The sequence below is a fragment of the Arcicella rosea genome (assembly GCF_014204325.1).
GTDB lineage: Bacteria > Bacteroidota > Bacteroidia > Cytophagales > Spirosomataceae > Arcicella > Arcicella rosea_A.
In genome coordinates this window covers 196,569-217,144 of sequence record NZ_JACHKT010000002.1, presented here as the reverse complement: position 1 = coordinate 217,144, position 20,576 = coordinate 196,569, and the positions used below count along the sequence as shown (strand labels likewise).

Annotated in this window: 22 protein-coding genes; 8 read left to right on the top strand and 14 right to left on the bottom strand. The window is 35.1% G+C overall.

Annotated features, from left to right (window positions below; all coding sequences use genetic code 11):
* Window positions 1–82: 82 nt before the first annotated feature.
* Entirely contained in the window at window positions 83–1,018 is a 936-nt protein-coding gene (locus HNP25_RS02460; RefSeq protein ID WP_184129708.1) for an ABC transporter substrate-binding protein, read from the top strand.
* Window positions 1,019–1,111: 93 nt separating this feature from the next.
* On the opposite strand, the gene HNP25_RS02455 is transcribed toward HNP25_RS02460, so the two are convergent.
* From HNP25_RS02455 to rplM, 11 genes are all read right to left on the bottom strand, one after another.
* Window positions 1,112–1,984 carry a glycosyltransferase family protein gene (locus HNP25_RS02455; protein WP_184129705.1) on the bottom strand — a complete coding sequence of 291 codons (873 nt, stop codon included), beginning with the start codon at window positions 1,982–1,984 and terminating at the stop codon, window positions 1,112–1,114.
* 3 nt (window positions 1,985–1,987) lie between these two features.
* Window positions 1,988–2,965 carry a glycosyltransferase gene (locus HNP25_RS02450; RefSeq protein WP_184129701.1) on the bottom strand — a complete coding sequence of 326 codons (978 nt, stop codon included), beginning with the start codon at window positions 2,963–2,965 and terminating at the stop codon, window positions 1,988–1,990.
* A gap of 9 nt (window positions 2,966–2,974) precedes the next feature.
* Entirely contained in the window at window positions 2,975–3,844 is an 870-nt protein-coding gene (locus tag HNP25_RS02445) for a hypothetical protein (RefSeq protein WP_184129698.1), read from the bottom strand.
* Between the two features lie 2 nt (window positions 3,845–3,846).
* Window positions 3,847–4,809, bottom strand: coding sequence for a WaaS/CpsH family glycosyltransferase (locus tag HNP25_RS02440; protein ID WP_184129696.1), 963 nt, complete (start codon window positions 4,807–4,809; stop codon window positions 3,847–3,849).
* 85 nt (window positions 4,810–4,894) lie between these two features.
* Window positions 4,895–7,954: an AAA family ATPase gene (locus tag HNP25_RS02435; RefSeq protein ID WP_184129693.1), complete on the bottom strand. Its 3,060-nt coding sequence runs from the start codon at window positions 7,952–7,954 to the stop codon at window positions 4,895–4,897.
* Between the two features lie 3 nt (window positions 7,955–7,957).
* On the bottom strand, window positions 7,958–9,160 hold the full coding sequence (locus HNP25_RS02430) for an exonuclease SbcCD subunit D C-terminal domain-containing protein (RefSeq protein ID WP_184129690.1): 1,203 nt from the start codon (window positions 9,158–9,160) through the stop codon (window positions 7,958–7,960).
* 148 nt (window positions 9,161–9,308) lie between these two features.
* Window positions 9,309–9,917, bottom strand: coding sequence for a PepSY-like domain-containing protein (locus tag HNP25_RS02425; protein WP_184129686.1), 609 nt, complete (start codon window positions 9,915–9,917; stop codon window positions 9,309–9,311).
* A gap of 236 nt (window positions 9,918–10,153) precedes the next feature.
* Window positions 10,154–10,987, bottom strand: a complete 834-nt coding sequence (gene tsf, locus HNP25_RS02420; protein WP_184129683.1) for a translation elongation factor Ts — start codon at window positions 10,985–10,987, stop codon at window positions 10,154–10,156.
* A gap of 191 nt (window positions 10,988–11,178) precedes the next feature.
* Window positions 11,179–11,982, bottom strand: coding sequence for a 30S ribosomal protein S2 (gene rpsB / locus HNP25_RS02415; RefSeq protein ID WP_184129680.1), 804 nt, complete (start codon window positions 11,980–11,982; stop codon window positions 11,179–11,181).
* 274 nt (window positions 11,983–12,256) lie between these two features.
* Complete coding sequence (rpsI, locus tag HNP25_RS02410) at window positions 12,257–12,646, bottom strand: 30S ribosomal protein S9 (protein ID WP_184129677.1); 390 nt, start codon at window positions 12,644–12,646, stop codon at window positions 12,257–12,259.
* An 83-nt stretch (window positions 12,647–12,729) separates the two neighbouring features.
* The gene (rplM, locus tag HNP25_RS02405; protein WP_184129674.1) at window positions 12,730–13,173 is read right to left on the bottom strand and encodes a 50S ribosomal protein L13; all 444 of its coding nucleotides are present in this window, start codon (window positions 13,171–13,173) and stop codon (window positions 12,730–12,732) included.
* A 472-nt stretch (window positions 13,174–13,645) separates the two neighbouring features.
* Between rplM and HNP25_RS02400 the strand changes: the two genes are divergently transcribed.
* From HNP25_RS02400 to HNP25_RS02385, 4 genes are all read left to right on the top strand, one after another.
* Window positions 13,646–15,094, top strand: coding sequence for a 4Fe-4S binding protein (locus HNP25_RS02400; RefSeq protein WP_310587150.1), 1,449 nt, complete (start codon window positions 13,646–13,648; stop codon window positions 15,092–15,094).
* On the top strand, window positions 15,091–15,612 hold the full coding sequence (locus HNP25_RS02395; protein WP_184129671.1) for an NADH-quinone oxidoreductase subunit J family protein: 522 nt from the start codon (window positions 15,091–15,093) through the stop codon (window positions 15,610–15,612). Before HNP25_RS02400 ends, HNP25_RS02395 begins: the two co-directional genes overlap by 4 nt.
* A 9-nt stretch (window positions 15,613–15,621) precedes the next feature.
* The gene (gene nuoK / locus HNP25_RS02390) at window positions 15,622–15,933 is read left to right on the top strand and encodes an NADH-quinone oxidoreductase subunit NuoK (RefSeq protein ID WP_184129668.1); all 312 of its coding nucleotides are present in this window, start codon (window positions 15,622–15,624) and stop codon (window positions 15,931–15,933) included.
* Between the two features lie 233 nt (window positions 15,934–16,166).
* Window positions 16,167–16,688 (top strand): acyl-CoA thioesterase, encoded by a 522-nt coding sequence (locus tag HNP25_RS02385; protein WP_184129666.1) that lies wholly within the window; start codon window positions 16,167–16,169, stop codon window positions 16,686–16,688.
* A 96-nt stretch (window positions 16,689–16,784) separates the two neighbouring features.
* Here the strand turns inward: HNP25_RS02385 and HNP25_RS02380 are convergent, their stop codons facing one another.
* Genes HNP25_RS02380 through HNP25_RS02370 form a run of 3 tightly spaced genes read right to left on the bottom strand, consistent with a single transcriptional unit; the run spans window position 16,785 to window position 18,517 of the window.
* Window positions 16,785–17,081, bottom strand: coding sequence for a putative quinol monooxygenase (locus HNP25_RS02380; protein ID WP_184129663.1), 297 nt, complete (start codon window positions 17,079–17,081; stop codon window positions 16,785–16,787).
* Window positions 17,082–17,126: 45 nt separating this feature from the next.
* On the bottom strand, window positions 17,127–17,996 hold the full coding sequence (locus tag HNP25_RS02375) for an SMP-30/gluconolactonase/LRE family protein (RefSeq protein ID WP_184129660.1): 870 nt from the start codon (window positions 17,994–17,996) through the stop codon (window positions 17,127–17,129).
* A gap of 44 nt (window positions 17,997–18,040) precedes the next feature.
* Window positions 18,041–18,517, bottom strand: a complete 477-nt coding sequence (locus HNP25_RS02370; protein WP_184129657.1) for a nucleoside deaminase — start codon at window positions 18,515–18,517, stop codon at window positions 18,041–18,043.
* 390 nt (window positions 18,518–18,907) lie between these two features.
* Between HNP25_RS02370 and HNP25_RS02365 the strand changes: the two genes are divergently transcribed.
* The 3 genes from HNP25_RS02365 to HNP25_RS02355 all read left to right on the top strand — a co-directional run bounded on the left by HNP25_RS02365 (window position 18,908) and on the right by HNP25_RS02355 (window position 20,571).
* A complete protein-coding gene (locus tag HNP25_RS02365) occupies window positions 18,908–19,297 on the top strand; it encodes an NADH-quinone oxidoreductase subunit A (RefSeq protein ID WP_184129654.1) in 390 nt (129 codons plus the stop codon).
* A 156-nt stretch (window positions 19,298–19,453) separates the two neighbouring features.
* Window positions 19,454–20,002: an NADH-quinone oxidoreductase subunit B gene (locus HNP25_RS02360; protein ID WP_184129652.1), complete on the top strand. Its 549-nt coding sequence runs from the start codon at window positions 19,454–19,456 to the stop codon at window positions 20,000–20,002.
* Between the two features lie 68 nt (window positions 20,003–20,070).
* Window positions 20,071–20,571 carry an NADH-quinone oxidoreductase subunit C gene (locus HNP25_RS02355; RefSeq protein WP_184129649.1) on the top strand — a complete coding sequence of 167 codons (501 nt, stop codon included), beginning with the start codon at window positions 20,071–20,073 and terminating at the stop codon, window positions 20,569–20,571.
* The last annotated feature ends 5 nt before the right edge of the window (window positions 20,572–20,576 follow it).

Below are 20,576 nucleotides of genomic sequence, written 5' to 3'. Positions count from 1 at the left end.
GATTTTGGAGGTGGGATTTTGGATTTCGGTTGAAAATTATCCCTAATCTAATCACTCAATTACCAATCACAAATCACTCATTATGAAAGCTGTCTCTTTTCTTCCTGCCGCAACGCAAATGATTTACGACATGGGTTTGCAAGACTTACTCTATGGCGTAACCTTTGAATGTCCGCCAACATCAAGAACTGAAAATGAAATTTTAGTCCGTTGCGTGCTGGAAGGAAAAGAGTATTCAAGTGAAGAAATCGACAAAATTTTCTCGGCTTCCAAAGCCCAAGGAAAAAGTTTGTATTATGTAGAAGAGGACAAATTGCAAGCCATTGCACCTGATATTGTTATTACGCAAGACGTTTGTGAAGTATGCCAAATTGATACAAAATGTACACAAGCGGTTATTGATAATTTAGAAAAAACGCCTCAGATTCTAACGATTACGCCACAAAGCCTGGAGGATGTTTTTGATTCTGTGATTACAATTGCAAAGGCTTTGGGCAGAGAAGAAGCGGCTTATCAACATTTAGCAAAACTTCAACAAAGAATTGACAGCGTCATCGACAAACTTCGTGAACACAGAGCTTTGCCTAAAAGAGTATTGTTGTTAGAATGGATTGAACCCATTTATAATTGCGGACACTGGATTCCTCATCAAATTGCCTACGCTGGTGGCATTGATATGCTGAGTAATCCTTCGGGCGACAGCATCGTGACGCAATGGGACAAAATAGTAAAGTATGACCCCGAAGTACTCGTGATAGCTCCTTGTGGTTTTGAAACCCAAAGAAGTATAGAGGAATTACATCTATTAACTATAAAAAACGGTTGGGGAAATCTAAGGGCAGTTCAAAATAAAGCTGTTTTTGTGCTTGATTATGATTTGTTCACACAACCAAGTGCATCGACCTTAGTAAATGGTATCGAAATTTTGGCAGCATTATTTCATCCTACACTTTTTAACATCCCAAAACACCTAGTACATAAAGTGTACCCTATTTTTAATCAGACTCTAGCTACATAATTTCTTTTTTGAATTATGTTTCATCATGAAAAAATATTCCCTCTAATCTATCATGGGTCTGAAATGCAAGTTTCAGGCTTTTTTTTTGGAATATTAAACTATCTTATAATTCCTATACTCGCCAATTCTATAGCCTATTAGCTTTTCAATTCCCATTTTTACTTGGTTCTTGAAACTGAGTTTTTTCTCTCTGATGTCATAATCAAACGTCCAATTTACACTGTCGATTCTGGCTTGCATAACCCCAGGATGTGTTCCATGAAAAAGCGTAAGTGAATCTATTTCTGAGTAATCAAATGCTTCATAAATTTCCTGTATTTTATCAACATCATGTTCATCTCCCCAAAAATTTATCGAACTTTTCATTTTTTCACGCTGAATTTCAGGAGGTTTTACCCAGCCATAATGATAAATATAGGCATCAATTAATTTTACTTTCAATTTCTGATTATCAACCGTTCTGAAACCTTGTGCGTCTTTGTACGAACTTACTTTTCCTGTATTTCTAATTACTCTGATTTCTCTTCGATACCAACGATGAGCGTTGCCTACGTAGCGATACGAACCATAAAAATGCGTATAATTAAACAGTAAACCTTCTACTTGAGATTTATGTAAATTATCCTGCATGGCTTGTTTAATAACGGGTAAGTACTTTTCATGCACAACTTCATCTCCCTGAATATAAAAACACCAATCTGCATCTGGCGAAACGGCGGCTAAAGCTTTGTCTGTTTCTACGGCAAGTACTTGTCCGCCTTTGCGAAGCGAATCGTCCCAAACGGTTTCGATAATTTTTATTTTCGAAGAATCAATACTTTGAATTAAAGCCAACGTTTCGTCTTCTGAATTTCCAACAGCTACTACTACTTCATCACAAATTGGTAAAATTGAAGTAATGGCTTCGACAATTGGATAATCAAATTTAATGGCATTTCTAACAAAAGTAAATCCAGATATTTTCATGCTTTATTCTGAAAAAGGCAAAAACTTTGGATAATTTTCTAAAGCTTTTGGCGGTTGAGAATTGAGGGTTTTGCCTGATAAAACGTTTTCGTAATAGCCAATATATTTTTCAGCCATCGCTCTGGCTGAAAATATATCTTGAGCATATTCGTGACAACGTTTGGGCGAAAAATGGTCAACATTCAAAAGTTGTTCCACCAATTCTGATTTATGATTAGATAAAAAACCTACTTCATCCGTCACTAATTCGGGCAAAGAACCATAAGGCGTACCGAAAACGGCAGCTCCCATGTACAAACTTTCGGTAATGGCTATTCCGAAAGGCTCGTGCCAGAGTACTGGAAATAATAAGGCCTTGGATTGATTTAATAAAGATAATTTCTGTTCTCCACCGACCATTCCGTAAAATTTTACGTGTAAATCGGGGGTAAAACGAAAACCCATTGTTAGATTCAAACGAGTACCGCCCATAACAATTAATTTATGATGACTTCTCCTCGAAATTTCAATCGCTCCTTTTACATTTTTTACTCGCCAAGCAGCTTTTGCTAAAAAGTGTAAATGTTTTCGAGGAAGATTCAAATCGGGTTTTCCGTAGTCATCAAAATCTAAACCATTATGAACGAAGGCTTTCGCTCCATAACGTTCAGCATGATTTTGGGAAACAAAAACGGAATTAATGGCTAACTTTTCAGATTCATGCGGATTGCCATGAACGGTTACTACTTGTGGTTTTTGCGTAGCTTCATAAGTAGAATTGAGGTGAACAAGGTCGATATCATCTGGCACTTGCTCATCTATACTTTTTTGTTCGTTGTAGGGTAATACTTTTGCAAAAGGACAAGTAGAACCTTCTTTCACCAAAAAAGTAACCTGATGCCCCAGTTGATGTAATTGTTTACCCAACCACCAAACCACCCGTTCTGTTCCTCCATACTGACTAACAGGCAATAAGGCATTATGTTGAATAAGTATATTCATGTACAATTATTATCGAGTTTTCACGTGCTGAATATTCTCGGCAGGAAACAAATTTTCTATTAATTTTTTAAGGCGGGTTTGGGTATTCGGTACTCTTTTCTGCACGGGCGTTTTTCCAAAATCCCATTGTTTTACAATGGCAATGTCTTGTTCTAAAGTTCGTAAACCCAAAAAAGAATCAGCCAAAAAGCGTTGAATTACTTCATTCCATTCTGATTTATTTGCCCAATAATGCCCAATATTTTCACTCGCTGGTTTTACAATTCCAAATTCAGACATGGCTACCGACAGGGCAAATTGCTCTATCAAACGTCTGCTTACTTTTGCCAAAAGCATATTATCGCAAATTGCCAAAGCCATTTTTACGATATTCATACTTTTTAAAGCTGGCAAAGCTACAACCCCAGCATTCCACATACAATGGTCTGGCTGAATTACTACGCCACCGAATGATTTTTTCCCTACCTGTTTCCACATCATTCTTTCGGTTTTACTTCTTAGCAAAGAAAGTTTTCCTTCGTTGAGGTGCATCAAGGGCTGTTTTAAATCCGCTTTTAGTTTGTGAATATCAGCATACAAAAAAGTATCAGTATCCAAATACATTACATCTTCGTTGGGATGAATGGTACAAATATATTCAATCGCTTTGATTTTTACTCGCCAGAAAAACCGATGCACACCCTCCCATTCTTCCAGAAGTCCTTTGCTTACTTCCACAATATTTACTCGTTCTGCCACACGCTGATAATACTTTGGGGCATCAGTCAGGATATAAATTCTGTCTGATTCATTCATTTGTCCAAGAAATGAACAAATAGAAAAGTACGCTTGTGTATGGTTTCGCTGTTCTTCTCCGAAGACCAAGTATAAAATATTCATAGTTAGTTGAGATTGCTCAATACTTTTTTAACAAAGGTTTTTAAATGATATTGCTTTTTGATGGCTTCGTCAATGGGCTGATAAGGTAATTTGAAAAATGCTTCTGGAATATTTAAATCATTAAAATCTATGACCAAAATATTGTTCGGATGATAAAAATCGTAAGCTTTCACCGACTGATTATTGGTAATAATTTTCTTATTCATGCCCAAACTTTCAAAAATTCTAAAAGAAAGCCCATGTTGTTGCGGTTTGGCAATATCCAAAATTACCTCATAATGGTTCAATAATTTTAGCATTTCAGGATACGGAATCGACTCTCTCAAGTACTCAATATAAGGACTTTTTAGCTTTTCTTTAGATTGCCTTGTCAGAAAACGATAAGTAATCTGTTTTTCTTCCAAGTATTTTCCCATAAGATTAAACATTTCAAAACGCTTCTTTTCAAGGTGTGAAATACAAAATACCGTTTTATCAATCGCCACTGGCTCGGGTTCAAAAAAATAAAAATTGCTGAGTAATTCTAATTGATAGGTTTTACAATCTTCAAGGTCAAAAGAGTAGATTTTGTCGAAATAAGGAATGATTTCTTTTTTTCTTGGGAAGAAAGAAATCGAATCCCAATAATAAGCAAGCAATTTTTTGGTTTTACCTCGTAAAATTTCTATCTGTTGATTACTTAATAAATCTGGATGAATTACAAATATCAAATCATAACTATCTTTAAGTGTATCAAATCTTTTTTGTAATATTTTTTGATGATACTTCTCTTTAATATTCCTATTTAAAAATACTTTTGACAAAAAATTACAAACTCTATCTCGCTTATTCTTATACTTATAGCTCGGCGTTACACTTGATAAAAATGAAGTATTTACCTCATTTTTATGTTCAATAAAACCTTTTAGGATTATTTGATAAATATTAGCTGGAACACTTGGAGCGATGAATAATATTTCTTTCATTATGTAATTTTTATAATGAAAAGAAAGACTTGTTCCTTCTTTTCAATTAGTTAATTAAGAAAAGATATTGAAATAAAATACATTTTTAACCTACAATATCAATCTTGCTAAAGCCTCTATTATTTCTTTCCAAACGAATTTGGGTTGAAATTCTTTCTTTGATGGATTCCACGTGCGAAATAATACCGATGTTTTTTTGTCCTTCTTGTTGTAGCTTTTCTAAAGTGCCCAAAGCCAAATCAAGTGTTTCGGGGTCGAGTGTTCCAAAACCTTCGTCGATAAACAAACTTTCTAATTTTACATTCTTTGAAGCCAAATCTGATAAAGCCAATGCCAGCGACAAACTCACCATAAACGTTTCACCGCCCGAAAGTGTTTTTACCGAACGACGCTCGTTACCCATATACTGGTCAATTATCATCAACTCATCATCCTCATTTTCAGCGGGTTTATCTAATAAATAACGATCTGAAAGCTCAGCCAGACGTCGATTTGACAAAGCAATTAGTCTTCCCAGAGTAAGCCCTTGTGCAAATGTACTAAATTTTTTTCCTTCTGCGTCTCCTATATAGCGGTTTAATAATTCCCATTTCAAATTAGATTTTTCTAAGAAGGATATTTCTTGCTCTAAAGCTGAAATTTCCTGACGGTGGTCATTCTGAACTTGAATTTTTACTTTCAAATCCATCACTTCATCAGTGACAGCTTTTCGCTGTTCTTGCAAAAGTTGATTTACTGAAAGAAGTTCTTCCAGACTTATTGAAGGATTATCTTCTTCCTGCTTTTGTTCAAATTCTGCTTTTTTACTCTTTAATTCACTTTGTAAAACAGTTATTCTAGTTCTGAGCATTTCCTGTTCATCTCTTAAATTTTTACTTTGTTCTACAGAAAGTAAGTGCTGCTGAGCCTCTTCAAAATTCGAAAAACCTAATCCATTTAAAGCCGTCAACAAATCGTTTTCTAATATTTTAACTGCTTCATTCTTCTCTTTGATTTCAGCATCAAGTTGCTGAATTTGCTGTAAATTAGCAGTGATTTTTGTCTGTAATTCCGAGAATTTTTGTTGTAGTTTATCACAATCATTATTGATATGTTTACCTGTGTACAAACCTTTAATCGTATCAATCAGTACATTTTTTTGTTCCTGAAGACCCTTCGTTTCTTTAACAATACGGTAAAGCAATTTTAAATCTGCCAATACTTTTACAGATTTAACCAACAAATTCAAGGCTTCGGTTTGCTGTTCTTTCAACTTAATTTGTTCTTGAACCCACGCTCTGTTGCCTACTTTTTCTAATTGTAAATTCTGTTTTACTTCTGTAATTTCTACATGTTTTACTTCCAATTTTTGTTGAAGTTCGTTTCTTCTCCTTTGTTCTTTTAACTCCAATTGATGTGCAGAGGCTATTTGTGTTTTTAAAGTATTAACTTCATTGTTCAATACTTTTTCTTCGGCTTTTTGAGCTTTCAAATCTTGGTCAATTTCCACATAGTTATTGGCATAATGACTTAAAAATGGATGTTCCAAAGAACCACAAAGCGGACAAGCTTCATCTTTTTTCAAAAGTTTGGCTCGGTCTTTTTCAAAATTGTAGGATTTTCCTAAACGCTCTTTTTCTACTTCTAAAGCCTCTATTTTCTGAACAAGCTCAGTATATAAAATTTGTTTTTTTTCAAGAACTAAAGTATTTATATTTTGAAAATCAAGCTGTGTTTTCTCCTCATTTTCAGCTTCACTAAAAAGTGTTTTTAAATTACTATAATCACCAATTAATTGATTGAGATGATGATATAATTTTAACTCAAATGCTAATTTTTGTCCTTTTTCTTCTACTTCTTCTGGAGATGAAATCTCAGCAATTTCATACCACTTTTCCATTTGTACTTTCTGTTCTTTAGCAACCGATTCAATTAAAGCTAAAGATTTATCAGCCAATTGATTGACCGATAAAGCATTCAATTCTGGAATTCTCAAAAACGAAAGAGATTCACTAATTTGTTGTTGCTTGGCTTTCAGTGTTCCTTCTTGCTCACTGAGTTCACGCTGCAATTCTGTTACTTTCCTACGGAATTCTTGTAATACTTCTGTGGCATTTTCCGCATTAACTTTTTCACCTGTAAAATCTGAAATAACATTGAGGTTTTGATTAAAATCTTGCTGATTTTGAACTAAATCTTGATTTTGAACTAATTGTCGGTTTTGAAGATTTCTAAGTTCTCTTATATCATTTTTTACTTGTAAAATACGTTCTCTGTAAGGTTCAACTAATTCATGTTGTTGAAGTATCGGTAATTTTTCTTGTTCAAATACTTGCCAAATAGTAGCGGTATTCGTGTAGTCCTTTTCCTTTTGAAGAATTTCGTCTCCAATAACTTTTAACGTATTTTTTAGCCGAATACTTTCCGAAGTTTTTTCTGAATTTTCATTGGCTTTGGCAATCGCAATCTCTTTTTCGGCTAAATCTTTCTCCCAAATTTCTGCAATTTCTTGAGCAACTAATTTCTCCGAAACACTTTTGATTTGATTCCTTTTAAGCTTTAATTCTCCGCCTTTTTCATTGTTCATTTCAAAGGCTTTTTTGCCAAGCAAACGATAAATTTGCATTCCCGTAATGTCTTCCAAAAGTTTACCTCGCTCATCTTTCCCAGATTTTAAAAATTTAGAAAACTCCCCTTGCGACAGCAAAATTGATTTCACAAATTGGTCATAATTCAGTCCAATCAAACTTTGATTTTTATCGGGTACTTCTGTTTTTTTATTGGTGATAATTTGCTCTTTGGTTTTATCGACAACCTCCATTCCATAATCGTTCAGATTATTATTTCGGTTGACATTTATCCACCATTTCGACACAAAAACGCCCGACCGACAAACATACTCTACTTCTACGGCACATTCTTTTTCGCCACGAGTAAGAATTGAACCGCCCGAACCCACTAAATCTTTAGAAATCTTTTTATCAAATCTTGGCACACGGTTGAATAATGCCAAAGTAATGGCATCCAAAAGGGTAGATTTCCCTGCACCTGTGGGGCCAACAATGGCAAAAAGCCCTGCCGACGACAGCGGATTTTCGGTAAAGTCAATCCGATGCTCGCCTTTGAAAGAGTTGATATTTTTTAAATATATTTTATTGATTTTCATCGCTTAGTTTTCCTCTTTTACTTTTTGTAATAATTCCACAAAAGCTTCCATCAACAAAGCTTGATGTTCTTCCGAAAGTCCGTTTTCTTTTTCTAATCTTCGTTTCAAAATCTCAGTTTCATTAATATCATCAATATTTTGTCCTTCAAAAAATAGTTCCGAAGTACTGTTCACTTCATTTTTAAATGAAATTCTGTGTTTTAAAACGATGGCATTTTCGTCTTCAAAAACGGCAATAATATCGTTCAATTCTCTGGTCAAAATAGGATTGTGTAATTCTTCTGTTACTTCAATTTCTAAAAAAGCTTTCAGCGGTAACTCGTTTTGAAAACTACTGAGTTGGCTTTTTACTTTCTCAAAATCGCCTGAAATTTTCTTCAATATTCTGTTTTTAGGTACAGGAATTTCTTCAATTTTTTGAATTTTTCCTCCAGAAACTTCCAATTCAATCACAATTTTCAAATCATTTTTTTCACTAAAACTCAAGGCAATCGGCGAACCAGAGTAACGAATATTTTCTTTCCCAGATACTTTTTGTGGGCGATGAATATGCCCCAAAGCCACATAATCGAAGGTTTCTGAAAAATCATTTCCTTCAAAAGCTGCCAAATTGCCAATCTGAATTTCTCGCTCAGATTCAGAAGCGACCGAACCATTGGCGTACAAATGCCCCATCGCAATTACTGGCGTATTCGGAAAGCGTTCTTGACAAATATTGGCTAATTGGTCGTAATGATTTTTAATGCCATTCCGAATGGCTTCAATCCGTCCTGTGGCAGTTTCACCTTCCACTGCCTGACGCAAATCTGCATCACGCAAATAGGGAACGGCACAAACAATTAATTCCTTTAAATCAATGATTTCGTCCTCAATATTGGGTGTAGCTCCGCCAATAACGATTATATCCAACATCGACAAAATATCTTTGGGAGCATTCAACATCGACACCGAATCGTGGTTTCCGCCCGTGATGATGATTTTACATTTTTGCAAAATCATTTGTCGTAAAAACCAATAATATAACATTCGGGCTTCGGCAGGCGGATTGGCGAGGTCGAAAACATCCCCAGAAATCAATAAAACATCAATTTCTCGTTCTTGGATAAGGGCAATCAGCCATTCCAAAAACATTTGCTGGTCTTCGTGAAGGTCGTACTTATGGAGTTTTTTCCCAAAATGCCAGTCGGCAGTATGTAGAATTTTCATGGAGTATCATGCTAGATTAAAAAGAATGCTAAAATACGGCTCTTTATTGAATTATATTTTAAAAAAGGCTAAGCTTTATAAAAGCATAAACCCCATAACATTGAAACATTCAACATTATGGGGTTTATAAAATGATTTTATCAAAAGACTATTGCTTTCTAAGCTTTCTCATTTTGTGTAAAGGTTTTTCCAACTCCTGTTTGAATGCACCAGTAGCATCAAATAAAAGTACTTTACGGTTTGTTCCATCATTGATAGCTACATAATAGTTGCCATCAGCATCTGTTCCTGCACGCTTGATTGTGTAACCTGCGTAAGTTGCAGTAACATAAGTAGCAATTGATGCTGGTAGAGCAGATACTTCAACCGCTGTCAATTTAGCTTTTCTAGCATAATGTTGAAGTGCTTTTACAAAAACACCGTTAGCATCAAACAGTAAGCCTGTTTCAACGCTATTTAAAGTGATTCCTACAACATACTGACCTTGAGTATCCGTTCCTGCAAATTTAATCGTTGCACCAGCATAGTTCGTCGAAATATAAGTAACGATTACTGTTGGTAAAGTCGCTGGGTCAACAGTTGTAATTTTTCCTCTGCATTTTTGTTTCGTTACGGTGTCTGTCACTGCCGCAGTACGTGCCGCTGAAACCTCTAAGGTTTCCAAAGCATCATCAGAAGCTGTTAAATCATTCTGCTTTTCACAACTTGCGAAAATGAAACCCACTAAGGCTGTCATTAAAAACAATAATTTTTTCATTGGGTAATGGTTTTAAGTTTAAAATAAATTTTGATCATTTCTATTACTTAGACAACCCATCTTTCTTAAACGTTGCTTGTGTAGTAGAGATACTTATTTTAAAAATTAATGAAACACCTGCGCATGCCACCCAAAATATCTTCAAAACATTGAAAAAGTATTAATATTACCTTTAGGTTTATAAACAAAAAAGGCTCCCATTTCTGGAAGCCTTTTTAAATATTACTACAAAATTATTAAGCTAAAGCAATACGTTTGAAAGTACTGATAGTTAATCCTTTTTGAGTTTGCTCTAACAATTGTTTGATATTGATTGAGCTGTCTTTTACAAATTGTTGATTCAACAAAGTATTTTCTTTGTAGAATTTCTCCAATTTACCTGTTGCAATTTTTTCTAACATTGCTTCTGGTTTTCCTTCTTGACGAGCTTGGTCTTTACCAATTTCAATTTCACGTTCAATAGTAGCCGCATCTACGCCATCTTTATCTAAAGCAACTGGTTTCATTGCAGTGATTTGCATAGCGATATCTTTACCAACTTCAGTTACATCAGTACCAGTAACATTTGTAAATGCTACTAAAACACCGATTTTGTTATTTGAGTGAATATAAGAAACAACTTTATCAGCAGTGATGTTTTCGTAACCAGCGATATTGATTTTTTCACCAATTTTACCAGTCAATTCAATCATTGCTTCTTGTGCGTTACGTCCGTCAGCTAAAGTAGAAGCTAATAAAGTATCTTTATCAGCAGCGTCAATAGCAACAGCTGAAGCTAATAAAGCAGCAGCCAATTCATTGAAATCTGCTACTTTAGAAACTGGTTCAGTTTCGCAAGCTAAAGCAACTAATTTACCATTTGTACCATCTTCGCTGATTGCAATTAATACTACACCTTCGTTAGTAGCGTTGTCTGCACGTTTAGCTGCCACTTTTTGACCAGCTTTACGAAGAATATCAATAGCGGCTTCAAAATCACCACCTGCTTCAGTAAGGGCTTTCTTACAATCCATCATGCCCGCACCGGTCATTTGTCTTAATTTATTAACGTCTGCTGCTGAAATAGCCATCGTTTTTCGTATTTGAAAATTTATGATTTGAAAACTTTAAGTCGATTTTTCCTAAAAGTAGAAAAATCTTTTTACTTAAATAGCCCACAGAAAGACTATGGGCTATTTAGTTTTGATAAATTATATGATAAAGTTATGACAAAAAGATAAGTTTTGATGCTTTTTCAGATTATCATATCTTCAACTTATTATTAATCTTCTTTCTCGTATTTAGCCGCAACTTTCGCTGCTTCCTTAGCTGCTTCTTCGTCAGCTAAACGCTTCGCTTCTTCTTCCTCTGCTAAACGAGCATCGTCTTTATCTTGCTTACGCTCCATTAAACCTTCTTCGATAGCTTTACCAATTGCTAGAGTAATCAAAGCGATTGATTTGTAAGCATCATCATTAGATGGTACTGGATAATCAACTAAATCAGGGTTCGAGTTAGTATCGCACATTGCGAAAACTGGAATACCTAATCTTTTTGCTTCTGCTACTGCAATGTGTTCACGCTTAACGTCAACTACGAAAAGAGCTGCTGGTAAACGAGTAAGGTCAGTAATACCACCTAATACTCTTTCCATTTTCTCTTTATCACGAGACATCATCAAACGCTCACGTTTTGCTAAAGCTTTTACTGTTACTTCGTCTTTCAATAATCTGTCGATAGTTGACATTTTTTTGATTGATTTACGTACAGTTGCGAAGTTTGTAAGCATACCACCTAACCAACGGTCAGTTACGTATGGCATTTTCAAACGACGAGCTTCTTCAGAAACAATCTCTTGAGCTTGTTTCTTTGTAGCAACAAACATTACTTTACGGCCAGAACGAACTACCGCTTTGATAGCAGTACAAGCTTCGTCTAAACAAGCTAAAGTTTTGTTCAAATCAAGAATGTGGATACCATTCTTCTCCATAAAGATATATGGAGCCATTCTTGGATCCCACTTACGTGTCATGTGTCCAAAGTGAACACCAGCATCCAAAAGGTTTTTGTATTCTAATTGTGCCATTTTCTGACAGTCATCAGCTTTAATAATTTGAAAATTTAAGGATTTGAAAATTTGAAAATGACTTGCATTTAAAAATTTTAAATCATTTAATTTTCTTCATTTTTAAGAACTGAACGACCAATTTTTTAAATGAAAAATATGAAAAAATATATCACTAACACATCGGTCACTGTAAGTATTAGTGAAGGAATAATTTGAAAATCGAGCAATTTGATAATCTAAAAATATTCTTTTCAAATTATCAAATTGCCTGATTTCTAAATTACAAGGAATATTAACGTTTCGAGAACTGGAATTTACGACGAGCTTTCTTACGACCTGGTTTCTTACGTTCTACCATACGAGGGTCACGAGTTAAGAATCCTTCTTTTTTCAAAGCTGGACGACGCTCAGGATCGATTTCTTGTAAAGCACGTGAAATTGCTAAACGAAGAGCTTCTGCTTGTCCTTTGATTCCACCGCCATCAAGATTTGCTTTAATATCGTAAGAACCTTCAGTCTTAGTCAATGCAAATGGTTGATTAACGATAATTTGTAAAATTTCAGATGGAAAGTACTCATTCAAAGCACGACCATTCACAAGAATAGTACCGTTACCTGGAGTCATATAAAGACGGGCAACAGCTGTTTTTCTTCTTCCTAATGTATTAGTTACTTCTGCCATTTTTTTATAGAGAAGTTATCAGTTATCTGTTAATGTTAATTCGTAAAGACGAACAACGGATAACGAATAACAAATAACGATTATTAGAATTTGATTTCAGTTGGTTGTTGAGCTGCATGTGGATGTTCTGTACCTGCATATACATACAAGTTAGTGAACAAACGGCTTCCCAAACGGTTTTTAGGTAACATACCTTTAACGGCAGCTTCTACAACTCCTCTTGGGTTTTTCGCTAACACTTCTCTCGGCGTTGCAAAACGCTGTCCACCTGGATACCCTGTGTGACGGATGTAAACTTTATCAGTCATTTTCTTGCCAGTAAAACGAATTTTATCAGCATTAATAACGATAACGTTATCACCACAGTCAACATGTGGAGTGAAAGAAGGCTTATGCTTTCCACGTAAAATTTTTGCGATTTCAGAAGTCAAACGACCTACAATCTGATTCTCTGCATCAACGATAACCCATCCCTTTTCTGTGGTAGCCTTGTTGGCTGAGATGGTTTTATAACTTAAAGTATCCACTTTATTAAGATTTTAAAAGTCCTAAATGTTTTCTCAAAGAAAGCACCTCTGCCAAGAGGCGTTACAAAAAATATATTCACGGTGGACTCTTATTAATTGCTGTGAAAGTATTTTCGGTAAATCAAAGTTGGAACGTCTCTGATTTTCAATGATTTTGCCTTATTTTTTTTCTGAACGGGCATCCAGTTAAAAATTGGGAACGCAAAATTACGGAGTTGTTTCGGTATATGCAAAAAGTTTTACATTGTTTTCTGTGTTTTTATTAAATATTTTCATCTTTTTTTCGCTTTCTAATAAAAATAACTCTCAGAACCTCAGGCAATAGTATCAATTGGATAAAGTACAGATGAGAAAAGCCTATTCTTCCTTCTTTTGTTAAACTCCAGAACGTACCTTTGTGGTTAATTGTTGGTATTTTACTAGTCAAACTAGGTTTCATTCTGTGAACTAACAATGAAAATTATTTAAAACTGTGTCAAAAGGAGCAAATAATACATATTTCGGCAACATCAAAGAAGGTATTAAATCTTCGCTGAAAGGGCTTTCATTATCATGGAGACACCTGAAAGAAGCTCGCCAAAGCCGAAAACCAATCTTTGTCAATAATCCTGACTACTTCAAACAAGAAACTGGGATTGTTACTTTACAATATCCTCATGAAAAGCTACCAATTCCTGATAATGGTCGCTATCAATTACACAATGAAATGGACGATTGCATCGTCTGTGATAAATGTGCTAAAATTTGCCCTGTCGATTGTATAGAAATTGAACCCATCAAAGCTACTGGAATTGCTGGTTACGCTTCTGACGGTTCTGCCATTCGTTTGTATGCGGCGAAGTTTGATATTGATATGGCAAAATGCTGTTTCTGTGGTTTATGTACTACTGTTTGCCCAACAGAGTGTTTGACCATGACACAGGAATATGACTTCTCTGTTTTTGACATTACTAAACATAATTTTGAATTCGGTAACCTTAGTCCAGAACAAGCACAAGAAAAACGTGATTTGTACGACCAATTCATGCTTGAAAAAGAAGCGATGAAAGGGTTGAAAACGAAGAAGACGGAAGACGGAAAGACACAAGATACAAGACTGGAGGATTCAGGACTAAAAGATGCTGGACAAGAAGAGAAAAAGCCTGTTGCAAAGCCAACGTTTAAACCAGCATTTAAGAAAAAGGAATCAGGACTGAAGGATGAAGGACTTGAAGATTCTGGACTTGAAGATGAAGGACTAAAAGAAAAAAACTCACAGCTCGTAGCTCCTAACTCACAGCTAACTGAAATAAAAGCAGACGAAATCACGCCTGCACCAAAACCGAAGCCAGTTTTCAAACCTTCGTTTAAGAAAAAAGAAGAAGGAATAGAAGATAAAGGAATAGAGGATTCTGGACTCAAGGAAACGATACAAGAAGTAAAAGCAGAAGAAATTACTCCTGCACCAAAACCGAAGCCAGTTTTCAAACCTTCATTCAAGAAAAAAGAAGAAGGAATAGAAGATAAAGGAATAGAGGATTCTGGACTCAAGGAAACGATACAAGAAGTAAAAGCAGAAGAAATTGCTCCTACTCCAAAACCGAAACCAGTTTTCAAACCTTCGTTTAAGAAAAAAGAGGAAGAAATTGAAAGCTCAGAAGTAAAAGATTCGGAAGAAGTAAAAACTGAAGACATCACGCCAGCACCAAAACCGAAACCCGTTTTTAAACCTTCGTTTAAGAAAAAGGAATCAGGACTTGAAGATGAAGGACTTAAAGTAAAAAGCTCAGAGCTTTCAGAAGAAAAAGTACTTGAGGATTCTGGAATGAAAGAAAATAGCTCACAGCTAACGGAAGTAAAAACAGAGGAAATCGCTCCTGTTTCAAAACCAAAACCAGTTTTTAAACCTTCGTTCAAACCAAAACCCAAGACTGACAATTGATACCTTTTGTTTTCATAGCTTTCATCGTCTTAACTGTTATCTCTGCATGTGTTGTTTTGTGGAGTAATAATGTTTTGTACGCTGCCTTTAGCCTTTTGCTTACGTTTTTTGGCATTGCCGCACTTTATGTATTGGTTGGTGCCGATTTTATCGCCATTACTCAGTTACTTGTTTATGTTGGTGGAATTTTGGTTTTACTTCTTTTTGGAGTAATGCTTACCAACCAGAATGGTAACAAAGAAAATGGCAAAAACGATATTATAGGAACTAATACCAATCGACTCATTGGTTTCGCTGTGGCATTTGGTTTATTTGCTTTACTTTTTTTCACTTTTGCTAAGGCTAATTTCGTCAATATTCAATCAAACTTATTTGAATCAATTGAGACATTCTCGACTACTCAAAATATTGGTGTTTTATTAATGACTGATTTTGTCTTACCCTTTGAGGTTTCTGGCGTACTGCTGATGGCAACACTAATTGGTGCTGCTTATTTAAGTAGCAAAACTAAAGTTTAATATTTCAAAATGGATAATAGTTTTCTTTCATATTATTTACTCACAAGTGCTTTATTGTTTAGCATTGGTTTGGCTGTGGTAGTTACCAAACGAAACGTTATTGTGGTTTTGATGGGAATTGAACTGATGCTAAATGCTGTAAACCTAAACTTAGTGGCTTTCAGTAAAAATGACCCAGATTTACAAGGACAAATGTTTGCACTCTTTGTGATTGTCGTTGCCGTTTGTGAAGCAGTCGTTGCATTAGCCATCGTGTTGAAAGCCCACGAACATTTCCAATCAATTAATCTTGACGAGATAAGTAATAATTCGGAAAAGTAAATGGTTTTCAGCTTTCAGTCATCGGATTTCAGGTTTCGGCTTTTGGTCTTCGGATTTGAGTAATTGGTCATCAGACTGCGAAATTTTGACTTTAAATGTAAACACAGAAAACTAAAATATCTATAAATAATATAAAATTGCAGTCACCTGAAAGCTGACATCCGACGACCGAAAGCTGAAGTCTGAAATCCTAAATCCAACATCCTAAATTCCCAAATCCTTCATTCAATAAAATGACAAAAACTAAATACGTTTCAGAATCTCTCACTACAATGACGGAAATGATTTTTCCGAACGATACCAATACTTTAGGAAATTTAATGGGCGGAAACCTCATGCGAATGATGGATGTTGTCGGTGCAATCTGTGCACAAAAACATTCAAATCGTATCGTTGTTACTGCTTCTGTCGATAATGTCTCTTTTAAAGAATCTATTCCGCTGGGCAGCGTAGTTACCCTTCAAGCTAAAGTAACTAGAGCTTTCAGTTCTTCCATGGAAGTAGTGATTGATGTTTGGGCAGAAAATATTCCTGCACAAGAAAGAGTAAGTACCAACAAAGCATTTTTCACTTTTGTGGCAGTTGATCAAAGCGGTCGCCCAATAGATGTTCCTATTTCTTTGACTGAAACGGATGATGAAAAAGCACTTTACGAAGGAGCTTTACGCAGACGACAACTACGTTTGGTTTTAGCAGGAAGAATGAAACCTTCGGAAGCAACCGAATTAAAAACGTTTTTGAATGGAGGCGAATAAATATGAGTTATGAATGTTGAGTGACGAGTTTTGAGTTTTGAGAAAGCTCTACAAGTTTTGCTGTGTAATTCTCAAAGCTCAATACTCAACTCAAAGCTAAGTAATTAACTCTACTCTTTCCGAAGAAAAAGCAATTGGTTTTTCAACAAATAGTACTTTCGTTGAAGTCCACACATTTTTGAATAATTCAGAATCTCGATAAGTATTCAAATGATTTTCACTTTCCCAATAACTATAAGTAGAAAAGATATTGGGAAAGTTTTTATCTTGTAATAGTTCTAAATGCTGACAACCTTCAAAATGCCTAATCTTGTGCTTGGAAGCATTAAAAATTGCCAAAAAAGTTGCTACTTTTTCTTCATGAAATGTCATTCTTACAATTCTAATTAGCATAATTTTGAATGGTTAATTTTCAATAAAATGTAGCGACTATCAATATTATTTCACCTTAAATCGCTCCATTCCTTTTCTATCTTGCAAAGTAACATAAGCATATTTCCCATTTGGGCTAAAAACCAAATTACTACTTTGCAAACCTTTTAATTGTACTTCTTTTAATAATTTTCCTTTTTTCGAAAAGACAAGTATTTTGCCTAATCCCCAACGACAAACGTAAAGATTTCCTTTTGCATCACATTTCATGCCGTCTAAGCCACCGTCTTCAAAGGAAGCGAAAAGTCTTTTCTTCGAAATATTTCCAGCAAGGTCAACGTCAAAAGCCCAAACTTTTCTCTGAATACTTTCATTTACATATAAAGTTTTTTCGTCTGGACTCAAACAAATGCCATTGGTTGTTCCCATTTGGTCTGTCAGAAGTGTTTCTTTTCCGCCTTTGTCTATTCGCCAAATTTTACCCGTTGAATTTTTCCAACTTGGGTCAGAAGCAAAAATTACATCCTTTTTAGTAATACAAATATCATTCGGCTGATTAAAAGCATCGTTATGACAATAAGTAGAAACGGCTTTAGTTTTCATATCAACTTTCAAGACATTATGCCCTGAAAAATCGGCTAAGTACATATTTCCTGCTTTATCAAATTGAATCGCATTGGCTGTACTTCCTTTGGGTAAAGTCAAGAATAATTCACAAGTACCATCTGGATTTACTTTGCCAATCGTGCCATCTTCTTTAAAGTTTACGACATACAAATTTCCAGCTTTGTCAAAATTTGGCCCTTCGATGTTATTAGTAAATAAGTTTTCTGCGGTGAAATCTTCTACTTTACTTTGCTTTTGAGCAAAAGTTTGGGATGAGAGTAAGGAAAATAATGCTAAACTCAAAGAGTAGCGTGTCATTGTTTTTTTCATGAATATTAATTGGAAATAGTATATAATTTTAAATTGGATACTGTTTAATAATCTACTTTATCGTTCTTTTCATTCCATAAATCAAAAGCTTTTTTAGCTTCTTCTCTTCCCAAAGGAATCATTTCTATTTTTCGTTCAGCGAGTGGCAATGGAATTTCATTATAAATAAAAGCATCATCAAAACCCGCTTCAGCTGCATCATCACGAGTATTGGCATAATACACTTTTGAAGGACGAGCCCAATAAATTGCACCCAAACACATCGGACAAGGTTCGCACGAAGTATATAATTCACAATCTGATAATTGGAAAGAATCAAGGTTTTTGCAAGCATTTCTAATAGCGACTACTTCAGCATGAGCCGTAGGGTCGTTGGTAGAAGTAACTTGATTAAAACCCTCACCCACAATTTCTCCATTCCTTACAATAACAGCACCAAATGGACCACCTTTTCCACCAGCACTTCCCTGAATTGAAAGTTCGATGGCTCTTTTCATAAATTTTAATTTGTCTTGTTCCATGATGATTTTTTCAGCAAGTTAGCAAACTCAATCAAAACTCTAACGACCGTGTAGAACCTTTGCTTTCATATTTATTTTTGAAGGTTTTGAAAATAAGTACAAATGCTTAATCAAAAGTATTTTTCCCTCTAAAACTCATTCCATAAATATCTGTGCTTGCTTAAATGGACACATACTATTTAGTACCAATCTATATAACAGATGATAAAAAAGACTTAATCCGTACACTTTAACATTTCCCCTAATTTTAGCATTAAAAAAATGTCGCAAACAAAATTTTATCAGTAAATTGCAGATAAATTTTGAAAAGATACTAGTCAAATAACGTATCGGTTTGGAGACGAAGATGTAACCATCTGAAAATCAAAACCTAAAACTCAAAAATCAACAATGAACTATCAACCGTCAGATTTCCTTCCAATACTTGTTCAATTAGTGGCTGCTTTAGCATTTATTGTTGCAACAATGCTTGCAACACACTGGCTAGGGCCTAAACGTCATAGTGTACTTAAAGATGATGCGTTTGAGTGTGGTATCGAATCAGTTGGTGATGCCCGCACGCCTATCTCTGTTAAATACTTCCTTGTAGCCATTCTTTTCGTACTATTTGATGTGGAAATTATTTTTATGTATCCTTGGGCTGTAAATTTTATGGGATGGGTAAAATCGACTTCAGATGTAGCCATTACAATGTTTCTTGAAATGTTAGTATTTATGGGCTTATTGTTATTAGGCTTTATCTACGTTATTAAGAAAGGTGTTTTAACTTGGGAGAAATAGTATCGTTTAATAGAATTGTTTGTAGAGAAAATAACAAACTTTTCATCTCTAACAAGGTTATCACAGAAGTTGAATATTAAAATACTGATTTATGAATATGATAGACAATCAAAGTATAAATGATTTCTTGAGTATTCAGATTCTCAAATTGATACAATGAGCGATAGAATAATAAAAACAGTTGATGCTCCAGAAGGAATTGAAGGACAAGGTTTCTTCGCTGGCAAATTAGATGATTTCGTGGGTCTTGCTCGTGCAAATTCACTTTGGCCACTTCCTTTCGCTACTTCATGTTGCGGTATTGAATTTATGGCAACTGCAGGTTCGCACTATGACATTTCTCGTTTTGGTTCAGAACGTATGTCTTTTTCTGCTCGCCAGGCCGATATTTTGATGGTGATGGGTACTATTTCTAAAAAAATGGGGCCTGTTCTCAAACAAGTATATCTTCAAATGGCCGAACCTCGTTGGGTGCTTTCAGTGGGAGCATGTGCCTCTTCTGGTGGAATTTTTGATACTTATTCTGTTTTACAAGGTATTGACCGTATTATTCCTGTTGATGTTTATGTGCCGGGTTGCCCACCTCGTCCTGAACAAATTTTGGATGGCTTTATGCAAATTCAAGAAATTGCAAAGTCTGAACAACGCCGCCGCAGAGAATCCCCTGAATATAAAGCACTTTTAGCATCTTACGGAATTGAGTAACAGTTATCCGTTTACTTCGCTTGTTTGAATGACAAGTAAAAGATAAACGATTGACAGATAAGCTAACAATGACAAACGAACAAATAGCACAAGATTTAGTCGCACAATTTGGCGAAGATAACATTTTTGGAATTGTAGAAAATTACGGTCTTCTTAACGTAACCACTACAACCGACACCATTGTGCCGTTGATGCATTATTTATATCAACATCCGACCTTCAAATTCCAATTTCTTACAGATTTAGGCGGTATTCATTTCCCAGACGTTCCAAGTCATGAATTTGGTGTTATTTATCATTTACATAGTTTAGAAAACAATGTAAGATTGATTATCAAATTATATGTTACCAGAGAAAATATCGTAGTGCCAACCATTACAGGTTTATATGCTTGTGCCAATTGGATGGAAAGAGAAGCCTTTGATTTTTACGGAATTTTGTTCTCTGGCCATCCAAAAATGGAACGTATTCTGAATGCAGAAGACATGGATTATCATCCGATGCGTAAAGAATATCCTTTGGAAGACGCCACTCGTCAAGATAAAATTGATGCCTTGTTTGGTAGATAAATTTA

What these genes read in the sequence shown, in the direction of transcription:
- HNP25_RS02460 (WP_184129708.1), top strand. Translation starts at nt 83, where the DNA reads ATGAAAGCTGTCTCTTTTCTTCCTGCCGCAACGCAAATGATTTACGAC.
- HNP25_RS02455 (WP_184129705.1), bottom strand. Translation starts at nt 1,984, where the DNA reads ATGAAAATATCTGGATTTACTTTTGTTAGAAATGCCATTAAATTTGAT.
- HNP25_RS02450 (WP_184129701.1), bottom strand. Translation starts at nt 2,965, where the DNA reads ATGAATATACTTATTCAACATAATGCCTTATTGCCTGTTAGTCAGTAT.
- HNP25_RS02445 (WP_184129698.1), bottom strand. Translation starts at nt 3,844, where the DNA reads ATGAATATTTTATACTTGGTCTTCGGAGAAGAACAGCGAAACCATACA.
- HNP25_RS02440 (WP_184129696.1), bottom strand. Translation starts at nt 4,809, where the DNA reads ATGAAAGAAATATTATTCATCGCTCCAAGTGTTCCAGCTAATATTTAT.
- HNP25_RS02435 (WP_184129693.1), bottom strand. Translation starts at nt 7,954, where the DNA reads ATGAAAATCAATAAAATATATTTAAAAAATATCAACTCTTTCAAAGGC.
- HNP25_RS02430 (WP_184129690.1), bottom strand. Translation starts at nt 9,160, where the DNA reads ATGAAAATTCTACATACTGCCGACTGGCATTTTGGGAAAAAACTCCAT.
- HNP25_RS02425 (WP_184129686.1), bottom strand. Translation starts at nt 9,917, where the DNA reads ATGAAAAAATTATTGTTTTTAATGACAGCCTTAGTGGGTTTCATTTTC.
- tsf (WP_184129683.1), bottom strand. Translation starts at nt 10,987, where the DNA reads ATGGCTATTTCAGCAGCAGACGTTAATAAATTAAGACAAATGACCGGT.
- rpsB (WP_184129680.1), bottom strand. Translation starts at nt 11,982, where the DNA reads ATGGCACAATTAGAATACAAAAACCTTTTGGATGCTGGTGTTCACTTT.
- rpsI (WP_184129677.1), bottom strand. Translation starts at nt 12,646, where the DNA reads ATGGCAGAAGTAACTAATACATTAGGAAGAAGAAAAACAGCTGTTGCC.
- nuoK (WP_184129668.1), top strand. Translation starts at nt 15,622, where the DNA reads ATGGATAATAGTTTTCTTTCATATTATTTACTCACAAGTGCTTTATTG.
- HNP25_RS02385 (WP_184129666.1), top strand. Translation starts at nt 16,167, where the DNA reads ATGACAAAAACTAAATACGTTTCAGAATCTCTCACTACAATGACGGAA.
- HNP25_RS02380 (WP_184129663.1), bottom strand. Translation starts at nt 17,081, where the DNA reads ATGCTAATTAGAATTGTAAGAATGACATTTCATGAAGAAAAAGTAGCA.
- HNP25_RS02375 (WP_184129660.1), bottom strand. Translation starts at nt 17,996, where the DNA reads ATGAAAAAAACAATGACACGCTACTCTTTGAGTTTAGCATTATTTTCC.
- HNP25_RS02370 (WP_184129657.1), bottom strand. Translation starts at nt 18,517, where the DNA reads ATGGAACAAGACAAATTAAAATTTATGAAAAGAGCCATCGAACTTTCA.
- HNP25_RS02365 (WP_184129654.1), top strand. Translation starts at nt 18,908, where the DNA reads ATGAACTATCAACCGTCAGATTTCCTTCCAATACTTGTTCAATTAGTG.
- HNP25_RS02360 (WP_184129652.1), top strand. Translation starts at nt 19,454, where the DNA reads ATGAGCGATAGAATAATAAAAACAGTTGATGCTCCAGAAGGAATTGAA.
- HNP25_RS02355 (WP_184129649.1), top strand. Translation starts at nt 20,071, where the DNA reads ATGACAAACGAACAAATAGCACAAGATTTAGTCGCACAATTTGGCGAA.